The sequence below is a fragment of the Janthinobacterium sp. EB271-G4-3-2 genome (genome assembly GCF_020858035.1).
GTDB lineage: Bacteria > Pseudomonadota > Gammaproteobacteria > Burkholderiales > Burkholderiaceae_D > Janthinobacterium > Janthinobacterium aestuarii.
Window position 1 is genome coordinate 414,030 of the sequence record NZ_JACYMG010000002.1, and the last position, 13,274, is coordinate 427,303.

Here is a 13,274-nt window from a genome sequence, read left to right on the forward strand (position 1 = left end):
ACTTCCATCAACCTTTTCCGCTTGGCCAGCAGGGCGGGCCTTGAGCAGCACAATGGAGCGCCATCGCAACGCCCCATGCTCCAAGCTGCATTCCTCACGCCATCAGCGCTGGTAATTCTTGAAGAAATTCCAGCTGATCACGGTGGCGTCCGGACCCAGTTCATCGCTGAAGGGCCAGCCGGGAGGGCCGCCGCTCCACGCGTGGTTCATGCCCTCGACCGTGTACTTTTGCGCGATGACGGCGCCGTTGTGCAGATACGTGTCGATGGAATAGCTGCGGCCGTACGGCACCGTCTGGCGCACGATGCTGTCGGCACGGTAGCGCACGCTGTCATTGTCGAGGCCATCGTCGCCGACATCGCTGGTCTGCAGGAATTGCTCGATGGTTTGCTCGCCGTTGACGGGGTTGACGACGATGTCGGACGTGCCGTGGAACACCATCGTCGGCATCAGCCTGCGCGGCGACCCGGAGCAGCGCCAGGCATCCTTGCCCCGCACTTTCGGGTCGAACGAGCTGCCGTTGAACAGCGAGTCGGCGGCCGTGACCAGGCCGGTGGCGCCCTTGTACATGCCGCCCGAATGCACCATCACGGCGGCGAACACGTCGGAATAACAGGCGGCCATGATGGAGGCCATGGCGCCGCCGGCCGAGATGCCCGTCACATACACGCGGCTGTCCTGCACCGCGTAGTTATTCTTGACCTTGTTCAAGATGCCCATCAGCACGGCCGGCTCGCCCGTGCCCCGCTCCTGGTTCAAGGGCAACATGAAATTCCAGCAGCGCATGGGGTTGGCCGTGACGTTCTGGCGCGGGTAGACGACGATGAAGTTTTCACTGTCGGCCAGCTGGTTGTAGCGGCTGACGGCGGCCATGCTGTTCGGTTCCGAACCGCAGCCGTGCAGCATCAGCACCACGGGCAGCGGCGTGTTCGGATTGTAATTGCTCGGCAGCCAGACCTGGTATTCGCGCGAGCCCCACAGACTCGCGTACAGGCCGAAGTCCCACTGTCCGGCGGCAGCCGGCAGCGCGGCCAGCAAGCCGCAGGCGGCGATGAGTACAGATAACAAGTGACGCAGTTGATGATTCAGATGTGCCATGCCAGTCTCCTGATTATTATTCACGACGAAAACAGCGACAACAAACCGGCTTGACGCCCGCCAAGCCGGCACTTCCGACCCGCGAGGCCCGACCCAACGGGTCCGGCCCCGGCAGTGAAGAACTCTAAAATTTGTAGCCTGCCTTGGCGATGATCTGGCGCGGCGGACCGTAGAAACCGTCGAGGATGAACACGGCCGGAATGTTGTAGCCATCCGTGCGGTAGCGCTTGTTGCCCAGGTTGCTGCCGTGCAGGCTGAAGGTCCAGTTCTTCGGCGCTTCCCACACGACGCCGGCCGTCCAGATGCTGTAGCCGCCCTGCGCCAGGGTTGCGCTCAAGTCCGTGGTCGGGTAGACCTTGCTGCGGTAGCCATAGCCGACCATGCTGCGCAAGGCGCCGCCGAACACGTCGCGGTCCGTGCGCGTCAGGTTCAAGCCCACTTGCCGGGCTGGCGTGTTGCTGAACTTTTGCGTATCCGCGATGTTCTTGCCGCCGCTCATGAACTCGTCGTAGCCGGCATCGAGCAGGGCAAGGAAGCCGTTGACTTCCCACTGGCGGTTGGGCCGCCACGAAAATTCGAACTCGGCGCCTTTCACGGTCGCCTTGCCCGCATTCGTGAAGTCGCCATAGAAGCCCGGCACGCCGCCCGGCTGCACGTAACTGGTGAAGACGGACAACTGGATATCCTTGTAGCGGTTGTAGAACAGGGCCACGTTGGCATCGAAGGTATCGTCCGGCGCCGCGTATTTCATGCCCACTTCCAGCGCGTCGAGTTTTTCATCCTTGTACGGCCGCGCGGAATCGGGCACCACCAGATTGTTGGCGCGCACGTTGTAGCCGCCCGACTTGAAACCGCGCGACAGGTTGCTGTAGAAATTCGTCGTCTTCGACGCTTCGTAGCGCACGGACAGTTTCGGCGAGGTATTACTCACCGACAAGGACTTGTCGAAGTCGGCCGCCGTCTGGATGGGCCGCGTGAAGTCCACGTCGGCAAAAGCGCGGTTGAGCACGATGGCGCGCTTTTCCTCGCGCGTGTGGCGCAAGCCCGCATTGATGCTCCACACCTTGCCCAGCGGCCAGGTCCAGTCCGTGTACAGCGCCGTGCTGTCCGTCTCGACCGTGCTGACGGCGGCCGTGAACTGGCGCCCCAGGAAATTGTTGTAGATGCCGCCGCCGGCCGTGCCTTCGAAGCGGTACAGGCCGATCACGCCGGCGCCGTAATTCCCGCTGTACGACGCCTGCAATTCCAGGCTCTTCTGCTCGTCGCGCGAGTCGCCGAACACGTCGGCAATCGGCTGCGGCAAGCCGTCGAAGTCGATGGTTTGCTCGGACGTGCTGCGCCGCTTGGCGCCGATCACTTTGACGGACCAGTCGTTCGACAAGGTGTAGTTGGCCACCAGCGAGCCGCCCCGGTTGTGCGTGAAGTTGTTGCCCGGCATACCGCTCTGGATGTCATACGCATCCGTGCTGGCGGGACGCTTGAGCGGGTCGAAGGCGCTCACGCCCATGCGCTGGAAGCCGCGCACGCCCGATTTGTCGTCCGTGGCGTCCAGGCTCAGCACGACGGTGAGGGGGATGTCCTGCGGAAAGTAGCCGACGGACAGGCGCGCGGCCGTGCTGTCCTGGTCGCTGACCTGTTCGCCATTGAAGGTGTTGCGGCCGAAACCGTCGCGGTCCAGCTTGGCAGCGGCCAGGCGCGCGCGCCAGGTGCCGCTCTCGTTGGCCAGGTTGAAGGCAGCCTTGAAGTTGCGCTGCTTGTAATTACCGATGCCCACTTCCGCCGAGGCGCCGTTTTCCTTCGCCAGGGGGCGCGAAATGTACTTGATGGCGCCGCCGATGGTGTTCTTGCCGTACAAGGTGCCTTGCGGGCCGCGCAGCACTTCGATGCGCTGCACGTCGAACACGTCGAGCAGCGCGCCTTGCGGGCGGGCCATATAGACGTCGTCGAAATAAATGCCCACGCCCGGGTCCACGCCCCAGACGGGGTCGGCCTGGCCCACGCCGCGGATGAAGGCCGTCAAGGTGGTATTCGTGCCGCGCGAAGCGTACACGGTCAGGTTCGGCACGCGCTCCTGCAAGTCGGCCAGGTTCTGGATATTCGCCCGTTCCAGGGCCTTGGCGGAAAACGCCGTGACGGCCAGCGGCACGTCCTGCAGCCGTTCTTCGCGGCGGCGGGCAGAAACGGTGACGGTTTCCATGCGCTCTTTCGCATCGCTGGCTTCCTGGGCGCTGGCGGCGGCAGACGTGGCGGCTTCCTGCGCCAGGGCCTGGGTGGAAAAGCTGAACGCACCGGCAAGAGCGAGGGCGGCGGGCATCAATTTCAAAGCAAGTTTCATAGCGTCTCCAATGTCAGGCTTGCTTACCACCAGGGAAGACGGCCGGAAGCCAGGATCACAAGACGTCACGGTACCCGCGCGCGTGAAGCGAGCACCTGCCCTGCGATGACTGTTTCCCGGCCCCAGCCCGTGCGGCGAGTGGCCTGTTTATTTTGAATGTGTGGCGAGGAAGGACTGCAACAAGGTATTCACACGCTGCGCCTGGTCCAGGGGCGTGGCGTGGCGCGAGTTCGCGATGATCTCGATCTCGCACTGCTGAAACTGTGCGGCAAAGGCCCGCTTGCTGGCGACGGGCGTGTAATCCTGGTCGGCCGCCATGATGAAGACGGGCATGGCCAGGGCCTGGAAATGGATGTCGATATCCCAGTGGAAAATGGCATCGAGCGCGGCCAGGTAGGCGCGCTTGTCCATGCCCGCCATCTGCGTGGCGAAGCGCTCGACGAGGGCTTGCTGGGCCGGATCGGGAAACAGTTTCTTGCCGATGATCCTGCCCATGGCTTTCAGGCCGAAGGTGGCAATCACCGTGCGCCGCAGCCAGTAGGCAAACAGCAGCGAGGTCGGCTTGCTGCCCTGGAACGGTTGCGAGTTGATCAGGCACAAGCTGGCCACCCTGCCCGGCGCGCGGTTGGCCATTTCCAGGCCCACCATGCCGCCCAGGGAAAAGCCGACGATGTGCGCGCGCGGCACGTCGAGCTGGTCCATCAAATTGAAAAGGTCGTTGGCGAAGTCGCCGATCTGCCAGTCGCCGTCAGGCGCAGGGCTGGCGCCATGGCCGCGCAGGTCGGGCACGATCAGGCGGTAGCTGCTGCCGAGGGCGTCGATCTGCGGGCGCCAGTCTGCGGCGCAGGAGCCGAGGCCGTGCAACAGGAAAATAGGCTCTGACTGCGCGGGATCTCCCTGCTCCCTGCCCAGGTCGAGGTAATGCAATGGAACATCGGATGTCGTGTGACGCCGCATTCTGTCTCCTTGCTGTTGAACATGCTTTGTGTTCAGGTGCAGGAATATGTTTTCCTGCTGTTGGAAAACATAATACGGAATCCGAATTCCGATTTCAAGTTAAATCGCTAAATATCTTAGCTTATCTCAGGTCAGGTAATTTAAAGCAACACGCACCAGTTCATCCTCGAGCGCCGCGCCCGACAAAAAGGACAGCGAACCCGTCAAGGTATGCTGGTTCAGGATGCCCAGCAGCACTGGCGGCACCACCATCATCGCTTGCGTGGGGTTAGGGTGGCGGATGCTGGACGACTTGCTGGCCAGCACGGCGACCGTGCGTTGCGAAATCAGATGATTGATCTGATGCACCCTGTCGCGAAATTGCGCATCCTGAGAGGCGCGCGTGATCAAGGCCCGCAAGACGCCGCTGCGCCCGCCGTTCACAGCCACGAACATGGCCACCATGGCGCGGATGAACTCTTCCAGGCTGCGCCCCTCCCACTGGCGCAGCTCCGTCAGGGTCTCGACTTTTTCCACCATGTCGGAAAAAAAGCGCTGCAGCAGCAAGCGGCTCAGGGTGTCCTTGTCGCCCAATAAACGGTAAAACGTGCCCACCGAGGTTTCCGCCAGTTTGGCCAGGTCGGCCACGCCGATTTCATCGAAACGGTTTTCCGCCAACAACTGTTCGCCCACTTGCAGCAGGCGCTCGAACGCCTGTTTGCTGCGCGCCTGGGTGGGCTCCGGTGGAACGATCATCTGCGGGAAGGGCATCGGGAAGGAAGGCATGCGGCGTCGGCGTCTCTCGATAGTGGAACCGTGGTTCCGTTATGGGAGCACTATTGTAACGCGGGAGACGGCCGATGGGGAGCGCCGCGTGGCGCCCTGGCGTGTGCTACCGGCCCTGCCACTCCATGTAGACGTCGGCGCGCTGGTAATGGGCGTCGCCGGCGGGCCGCGCCACGTGCGTAAAGCCGCTGCTTTCATACAGGCGGATGGCGGGCGCCAGCTTGCTGTTCGACTCGAGGAACAGCAGCTTGGCGCCGCTGGCCTCGAAGGCGTCGAACGCCCGTTCGATCAGCCGGCGCGCAATGCCCAGCCCCTGGCATTCCGGCGTGACGGCCATCTTCGACAGCTCGATGCCGGCATCGCCTGCGCGGATCAGCGCACACGTGCCGACGATCTTGCCGTCCAGACGCGCGAGGAAAATCTGCCCGCCAGCGTCGAGGATAGAGCGTTGCGGATCGGACAGCACCTTGTCGTCGAGCGCCTCGACATAGAAATAGCGCTCCAGCCATGCGATATTCAGGCGCTTGAAGTCGGCCGCGTACTGGGCGGCGTACGCGATGATCTCCACGGCGGCCCGCTCGCGCTGGCGCCGGCACGCGGCGATGGTCTCGCCAAAGCCCTGCGCCTGCAAGCGCGCTTCGGCCCGGTCCAGGCTGGCCATCAGTTGCGGCGTGCCGTGTTCGAACACGGCATCGACGGCGGCGCGCACGTCGTCCCACAGGGGCGCCATGTCGCGCAGCAAGGCTTGCCCGGCGTCGGACAGCGCCAGCAGGCGGCGCCGCTCATCCCTGGCGTCCGGCAGCTCCGTCACCACGCCGGCATCGAGCAGCTTGCGCCCCAGCTGCACCACCACCGGATGCGTCTGCCCGATCTGCGCGGCCAGGGCCGTGATCGCCGTGGGGCCATTGTCGCGCAGCAGTAATAACAAAGGGAAACAACGCGACGTCAGCTCGACCCCGGCCGCCAGATAGCTGGTATCGACACCGGCATACAGTTGATCGGAAAGACGGCGCAGGCGGCTGGCCAGCATCAGGGAGCCGTAGGTTTGCAGGGTGGAAGACATGTTGGGCAGGATATATGTAAGTAGTTACGTATACCCTAACGTAAACGGGCTTTCGGCGTCAAGCGTCGGCGCTTGTTCATCGCTTATTCATCATTATCCTCATCGGCCAGCGCCGCCTGCAGCCTGGCCTGAAACACAGTCTCGACGACCTCCCCCAGCCCCGGCCACACCTGCGTCAGCCAGCGCCTGCCCTCCTCGCTCACCTCGACATACGGCGCGTCGCGCCTGGCGCAGTCCAGGCCGATCGCGATGACTTGCTCCGCCTCCTCCAGGCCACCGGCGATCATGGCGTCGATGGGGCATGCAATCAGCTCGGCGGTCAGATGCGGACGCAGCAGGCAGGCTGGGGCGATGATGGCGAACGATGCTTCCGCATAATTCCAGCAATTGGTGGGCCAGTGGGCATTTTTCACGTTGTCCAGGAAGGCAGCATCACTGAGCGTATCCGGATGGGCTTGCGCCCGCGCATAAAAGGCGGCCAGGGCGACGAGTTGGGGCGGGGAAGTCCAGGTGGGCATAGCGCATTGATCCAGGCAAAGCCGCACCGGGCTGGCGGCAAAGGCGGACTGTAGCATGTTCAATCAGCACGCTGAAACACCAATGATCGGGGCATAATCATGGCCGACGCCACTTTCGCCAGCCACAGCCATGCCAACTGCCTTTGAACTCTGGAAAGCCGAATTACTAATTGTGGGCAACATCGTCCAGGATGACGATACCTCCACGCCGCCCGATGAAGCCCAGCGGCGTTTCCAGCGCTACGGCGCCATGCTCGACGCGCTGACGGGTGATGAGGGCGCGCACTACGCGCTGGCCATTTTTCAGTCCGTGCAAGCCGAACACGACTACGGCGCCTACCAGACGGCCAACCGCGCCGCCTGGCGCTTCGGCGAGACGGCGTATTGCACGGCCCTGCTGCACGAACTGCCGCGCCTGATCGCCACCCTGCCCGACTGGGCCGGCGACTTTCTCGTCGGCATCGCCAATGGTGCCGGCACGCCCCACGCCTCGGCAATTAGCTGCTTCAACACCCTGCTGGCCGCCGCGCCGCCCGCGCAGCAGGCGCTGATCGCGGCATTTATTGTCACGGAAGAAGACGATGGCTGGTTCGAGCATTGCCCGGGCGTGCTGGGCGCCGCTGCCGGCGAGCGCTACGCGGGCGTGATGCCTGGCCAGGACGGCGCCGCCGGCTATCAGCTGTTCCTGCTGCCCGGCGAAGCCGATGCCCTGCCCTGGCAAGCCGCGCTGGACTGGGCCGCGGCGCGCGGCGCCTGCTTGCCGACGCGCAGCGAGCTGGCCTTGCTGCACGCCAACTTGGGCCACGCTTTCCCGGACGCCTGGTACTGGTCGTCGGAAGCGGACGCCATCCTGCCCCGCATGGCCTGGAGCCACGATTTCGACAACGGCACCCAGTACAACTATCGCAAGACCTACGCCGGCCGCGCCTGCGCCGTGCGCCGGGTCGAACTGCCGCCAGCGGCCGCCGCGCCTGTCCCCTTGCGACAGGGCGAACGCTACGCCGGCCTGATCCTCGGCGCGGATGGCGCGCCCGATTACCACCTGGCGCTGCTGCCGGACGAGCCGGAACTGGAATACCAGTGCTGGCAAGCCGCATCCAACTGGGCCGCCGGCCTCGGCCATAGCCTGCCGGATCGGCGCGAGCAGACCTTGCTGTATGCGACCTTGAAAGACGCGTTCCGGCCGAACTGGTACTGGTCGAGCGAGCCGGGCGACAGCGAGGACGAAGCCTGGTGCAAGGATTTCGACACGGGCGTCGCCTACCAGAACGCGCGCGAATTTGACGGCTATGCACGCTGCGTGCGCCGGGTGCTTGTCGAGGTCGACGGCAAAGACGCGTAAAGCTTGGAGTAGGCTAGAAACGCTCGTCGCGCAACGCCGGCAGCACCAGTTCGCGCACGAACGAGGCATTCGACAGGTTCAGCAGCATACGCACGACGGCGACGACGTCATGCACGGGGATCAGCTCGCCCTCGCCCCGCGCGGCGGCGTCCGCCAGCGGCACGGACAAGCCATCGTAGGTATTCAGATAGCCGAGCTGCAGCGCCGTCACGGCCAGCCCCTGTACGCGGAAACCTTCGCGCAAGGCGTCGGCGATGCCGTTCAGGGCGAATTTCGAGGCGCTGAACGTCACTTCCGGGCGGCCGCTCTGGCGCAGGCCTGACGTCGAGCCCGTGAGGATCAGCTGCGGCTTGCTACTGTTGAGCAAGCGCGGCACCAGCCGCTTGAGCAGCAGGATGGTTGACGTGATGTTGGTATTGACCATGTCGACGATGGCCTCGTCCGCATCGCCGAGAAACGCGTAGTCGTCGCTGAAGGCCTTTTCTTCCCATATGCCCAGGTTGTAGATCACCGCGTCCAGCGCGGCGGGCGCTGCGTGGGCGATGCGTTCGACGGCCTCCGCGGGTGCGGCCAGGTCTGCCGCGATCCATTGCAGCTGTGTATCCTGGCCGGCAGGCAAGTCGGCGGGTTGCTGGCGCGATACGCCGATGACGGCATGGCCGTCAGCGAGCAAGCCGTCCACCAGCGCGCGTCCCAGGCCCCGGCTGGCGCCCACGATCATGATATGCATACTGTGTCCTTTCCAATGAAGTCAACGCGGATGATAGCGGCGTTGTATTAAGCACAGCTGAGGCGGCTCCCCATACGCGCCGCATTTACTCACGCGGCGGAAATGCGTATGCTAGATCTGGCAATCTCCGATAACACACAAGAACGAGACACATGCCTACTTCCAACACCGCCGCACTCCACGCCGCAAGCCGTCCCCTCACGCAACAAGACTATAAAACCCTGTCGCTGGCCGCTCTCGGCGGCGCGCTGGAATTCTACGATTTCATCATCTTCGTCTTCTTTGCCAACGCCATCGGCCAATTGTTCTTCCCGCCGGAAATGCCGGAATGGCTGCGCTTGCTGCAAACCTTCGGCATCTTTGCCGCCGGCTACGTCGTGCGTCCGCTGGGCGGCATCGTCATGGCCCACTTTGGCGACTTGCTCGGGCGCAAGCGCATGTTCACCCTCTCCATCCTGATGATGGCCGTGCCGACACTGCTGATCGGCCTGCTGCCCACCTACGCCAGCATCGGCCTGGCCGCCCCGCTGCTGTTGCTCTTGATGCGCATCTTCCAGGGCGCGGCCGTGGGCGGCGAAGTGCCGGGCGCCTGGGTGTTTGTCTCGGAACACGTGCCGAGCCGCTACACGGGCTTTGCCTGCGGCGTGCTGACGGCCGGCCTGACGGTGGGCATCCTGCTCGGTTCGCTCGTCGCGACGGGCCTCAACACCGTCTATACGCCGGCGGAAATCAGCGAGGGCGCCTGGCGCTATCCCTTCCTGCTGGGCGGCATCTTCGGCTTCGGCGCCATGTATCTGCGCCGCTGGCTGCATGAAACCCCCGTCTTTGCGGAAATGCAGCAACGCAAGGCGCTGGCCACGGAAATGCCCCTGAAATCCGTGCTGCGCAGCCACCGCGGCGCCGTCGCGGTGTCGATGCTGCTGACGTGGATGTTGTCGGCCGGCATCGTCGTCGTCATCTTGATGACGCCCGCCCTGCTGCAAAAGATCCACCACATCGCCCCGCGCACCACCCTGGTCGCCAATACCGTGGCAACCCTGTGCCTGGCCTTCGGCTGCATCATCGCCGGCATGCTGGCCGATCGCCTGGGCGGCAAGCGCGTGATCTTCACCGGTTCCGTGCTGCTGGCCATCAGCACGTATCTCTTCTACACCACCGTCGGCACCCGCCCCGACCTGCTGCTGCCCCTGTACGCGATGACGGGCCTGTTCGTCGGCGTCGTCGGCGCCGTGCCCTACGTGCTGGTGCAAGCGTTCCCCGCGCAGGTGCGCTTCTCGGGACTGTCGTTTTCCTACAACTTGTCATACGCGATTTTCGGCGGTCTGACGCCCGTGGTCGTGACCCTGATGCTGAAGAACAATGTGCTGGGTCCCGCCTATTACGTGATCGGCGTGTGCGTGATCGGCATGCTGACGGCGCTGTTCATCAAGGATCAGCGGCAGACCGTGGGACGCTAAATCAGCCGCCAGCGGCCAAGGCCACCTTCGGGTGGCTTTTTTTTCGCCCCGATTTGTCGCGCTGCACCAAATTCTGAAAAGACGTTTCACATCGCAAAATCTCAAGCGGCAAACTCAGCCATGAATCCTCTCACTTTTTGAAAATTCATTTCACATCATGAAAAATAATAATTAAGACCTTAAAAAACAAAGACTTAATTTAAGTTATATGTCTTATATAAGACTTGAAGATGAGCGCGAATCGGCCTACTATTTAGTCATGCAGTTTGCTTCGACAAGACGTTGTGGCGCACTCGGCGATTTTCTCAAACATAGCTTTTCTTTTTAGGAGATTCACATGTCCCAATATCAAGACGACATCAAGGCTGTTGCTGGTTTGAAAGACCAACAAGGCAGCGCATGGAACGCCATCAATCCCGAGTCCGCCGCCCGCATGCGCGCCCAGAACAAGTTCAAGACCGGCCTGGACATCGCCAAGTACACGGCGAAGATCATGCGCAACGACATGGCCGCCTACGATGCGGACCCATCCAAGTACACCCAATCGCTCGGTTGCTGGCATGGTTTCATCGGTCAGCAGAAGATGATCTCGATCAAGAAGCACTTCAACAGCACCGACCGCCGTTACCTCTACCTGTCCGGCTGGATGGTCGCCGCCCTGCGCTCCGAGTTCGGCCCGCTGCCGGACCAGTCGATGCATGAAAAAACCGCCGTCTCGGCCCTGATCAAGGAGCTGTACACCTTCCTGCGCCAGGCCGATGCCCGCGAACTGGGCGGCCTGTTCCGCCAGCTGGACGCGGCCCAAGGTGCTGACAAGCAAGCGATCCAGGCCAAGATCGACGGCCACGTCACCCACGTCGTGCCCATCATCGCCGACATCGACGCCGGTTTCGGCAATGCCGAAGCCACCTATTTGCTGGCAAAACAGTTCATCGAAGCGGGCGCCTGCTGCATCCAGATCGAAAACCAGGTATCCGACGAGAAACAATGCGGCCACCAGGACGGTAAAGTCACGGTGCCACACGAAGACTTCCTGGCCAAGATCCGCGCCATCCGCTACGCCTTTTTGGAACTGGGCGTGGACGACGGCATCATCGTCGCCCGCACCGATTCGCTGGGCGCCGGCCTGACCAAGCAGATCGCCGTCACGAATGAGCCAGGCGACCTGGGCGACCAATACAATTCCTTCCTCGACTGCGAAGAAGTGTCGGCCGACGCGCTGGGCAATGGCGACGTCATCATCAAGCGCGAAGGCAAGCTGCTGCGTCCAAAACGCCTGCCGAGCAACCTGTTCCAGTTCCGCGCCGGTTCCGGCGAAGAGCGTTGCGTGCTCGACTGCATCACCTCGCTGCAAAACGGCGCCGACCTGCTGTGGATCGAAACGGAAAAACCGCATATCGCGCAAATCGGCGGCATGGTCAGCGAAATCCGCAAGGTCATCCCGAACGCCAAGCTGGTGTACAACAACAGCCCATCGTTCAACTGGACCCTGAACTTCCGCCAGCAAATCTTCGATGCGATGAAAGCGGCAGGCAAGGACGTGTCCGCCTACGACCGTGCCCAGCTGATGAGCGTGGAATACGACCAGACGGAACTGGCGGTCCAGGCCGACGAGAAGATCCGCACCTTCCAGGCCGACTCGGCCCGCGAAGCCGGCATCTTCCACCACCTGATCACCCTGCCGACCTACCACACGGCCGCCTTGTCGACCGACAACCTGGCCAAGGAATACTTCGGCGACCAGGGCATGCTGGGCTACGTGGCCGGCGTGCAGCGCAAGGAAATCCGCCAGGGCATCGCCTGCGTGAAACATCAAAACATGTCCGGCTCGGACATCGGCGACGATCACAAGGATTACTTCAGCGGCGAAGCGGCGCTGAAGGCGGCTGGTAAAGACAACACCATGAACCAGTTCTGAGCTTTCGGCTTGACTGTAGAGTGACAAAAGCCCGCTTCGGCGGGCTTTTTTGCGTCCGCGCCGCCGGCGGGCGGCAGTTGCGTAGGTCGGCTTGGCGCAACGCGTAAGCCGGCATGCACAGCCGCAGGCACTGATTGCAGCGGCCTGCGATCCCCCGGCAATAGCGCCGATATACGGCGTCCAGCCAGCCGGCACGGCATTCAGGCTGATCATTGTCGCAGGCACGCTGTCCGGGCAAGCATTCACGGCGGGCATCGCAGCCTGCGCGAACAGAGGGAATAGGCAGCAGGCGGCACCGGTCAACAAACGTTGATGTCGCATGGACACTCCCCTATTCGATGACAAAAAAAGCGTCGGCATTGTTGCCGGGATCGATATGCAAGCCATTCTTGTACTGGCCTTTGGAACGCAAGGTGCGCGAAGTCACGATGCCCGGGCGCTTGCCCGTCCACTGGTCCATGACAATGATCGCGTCCAGCGCCTGCCCCATATACAAGGCCGCGTGATTGCCTTGTTGCTGACCCGCATACTTGCCGTTGACGAATGTGGCAATGGCCGTGCCTTTGCGCAGCAAGCGATTTCCCAGCACTGCCTCCCCCTGCTTCCAGGCCAACGTAGCTGGGGCGCCTGCGTAATGACGGACCAGCGCGACGCATTGATGGTTGCCCACCATGGCGGTTTTTTCCAGGTCGTCGACTTTGGTGCAGGCATAGGGCACGGGACTCTCCGGCTTGATGGGAGAGGCTTACGATACATGCGGGAAACTGTGCGGGGTTTGAGGAGCAGCAAGATTTGAGGCAGGGAGTCGGTTACTTCGTGTGATGGGTCAATAGGCTCTGAGACAGGCTCGTCATTCAAAGTGACACAGCTTTATGCAGAAACGGCATCTAAATAACGCGTTGGAAACAAGATTAAGCAGATATTGTTAAGTAATCCGTTAGATAAACAACTGAGGTTGTATCCGAATGGCGGAAGTATCACCATGCACGCCGTCGCTGTATTGCAGCCACGTCCTGCATTTCCTCTATTTGACGATGGCAGAGCCTTAATAAATTCTTGATCATTTATTTCTCCGCAAAGTCTGGTCTGGC

At 62.4% G+C, this 13,274-nt stretch carries 11 protein-coding genes; 3 read left to right on the top strand and 8 right to left on the bottom strand.

The genetic code is table 11. The annotated features are described in order from the left end of the window. Positions 1–102: 102 nt before the first annotated feature. The 6 genes from IGS55_RS06980 to IGS55_RS07005 form a co-directional block, all read right to left on the bottom strand. Positions 103–1,098 (bottom strand): extracellular catalytic domain type 1 short-chain-length polyhydroxyalkanoate depolymerase, encoded by a 996-nt coding sequence (locus tag IGS55_RS06980; protein ID WP_230515636.1) that lies wholly within the window; start codon positions 1,096–1,098, stop codon positions 103–105. 124 nt (positions 1,099–1,222) lie between these two features. Further along, positions 1,223–3,433, bottom strand: coding sequence for a TonB-dependent receptor (locus IGS55_RS06985; protein ID WP_230515637.1), 2,211 nt, complete (start codon positions 3,431–3,433; stop codon positions 1,223–1,225). A gap of 147 nt (positions 3,434–3,580) precedes the next feature. Continuing rightward, positions 3,581–4,390 (bottom strand): alpha/beta fold hydrolase, encoded by an 810-nt coding sequence (locus tag IGS55_RS06990; protein ID WP_230515638.1) that lies wholly within the window; start codon positions 4,388–4,390, stop codon positions 3,581–3,583. A 126-nt stretch (positions 4,391–4,516) separates the two neighbouring features. Further along, a complete protein-coding gene (locus tag IGS55_RS06995; RefSeq protein ID WP_035825265.1) occupies positions 4,517–5,155 on the bottom strand; it encodes a TetR/AcrR family transcriptional regulator in 639 nt (212 codons plus the stop codon). 106 nt (positions 5,156–5,261) lie between these two features. Beyond that, the gene (locus IGS55_RS07000) at positions 5,262–6,218 is read right to left on the bottom strand and encodes a bifunctional helix-turn-helix transcriptional regulator/GNAT family N-acetyltransferase (RefSeq protein ID WP_230515639.1); all 957 of its coding nucleotides are present in this window, start codon (positions 6,216–6,218) and stop codon (positions 5,262–5,264) included. Positions 6,219–6,301: 83 nt separating this feature from the next. Beyond that, entirely contained in the window at positions 6,302–6,793 is a 492-nt protein-coding gene (locus tag IGS55_RS07005) for a hypothetical protein (RefSeq protein WP_230515640.1), read from the bottom strand. Positions 6,794–6,866: 73 nt separating this feature from the next. Here IGS55_RS07005 and IGS55_RS07010 point away from each other — a divergent pair, with 73 nt between their 5' ends. Continuing rightward, the gene (locus tag IGS55_RS07010) at positions 6,867–8,078 is read left to right on the top strand and encodes a DUF1566 domain-containing protein (RefSeq protein WP_230515641.1); all 1,212 of its coding nucleotides are present in this window, start codon (positions 6,867–6,869) and stop codon (positions 8,076–8,078) included. Between the two features lie 13 nt (positions 8,079–8,091). Here IGS55_RS07010 and IGS55_RS07015 read toward each other — a convergent pair whose 3' ends face one another. After that, entirely contained in the window at positions 8,092–8,808 is a 717-nt protein-coding gene (locus IGS55_RS07015) for an SDR family NAD(P)-dependent oxidoreductase (protein ID WP_230515642.1), read from the bottom strand. A 152-nt stretch (positions 8,809–8,960) separates the two neighbouring features. On the opposite strand from IGS55_RS07015, the gene IGS55_RS07020 reads away from it, so the two are divergent. Beyond that, positions 8,961–10,265 (top strand): MFS transporter, encoded by a 1,305-nt coding sequence (locus IGS55_RS07020; RefSeq protein ID WP_230515643.1) that lies wholly within the window; start codon positions 8,961–8,963, stop codon positions 10,263–10,265. A gap of 337 nt (positions 10,266–10,602) precedes the next feature. Continuing rightward, on the top strand, positions 10,603–12,183 hold the full coding sequence (locus tag IGS55_RS07025; protein WP_230515644.1) for an isocitrate lyase: 1,581 nt from the start codon (positions 10,603–10,605) through the stop codon (positions 12,181–12,183). A gap of 331 nt (positions 12,184–12,514) precedes the next feature. Here the strand turns inward: IGS55_RS07025 and IGS55_RS07030 are convergent, their stop codons facing one another. Then, the gene (locus IGS55_RS07030; RefSeq protein WP_230515645.1) at positions 12,515–12,901 is read right to left on the bottom strand and encodes a BPSL0067 family protein; all 387 of its coding nucleotides are present in this window, start codon (positions 12,899–12,901) and stop codon (positions 12,515–12,517) included. Positions 12,902–13,274 lie beyond the last annotated feature (373 nt).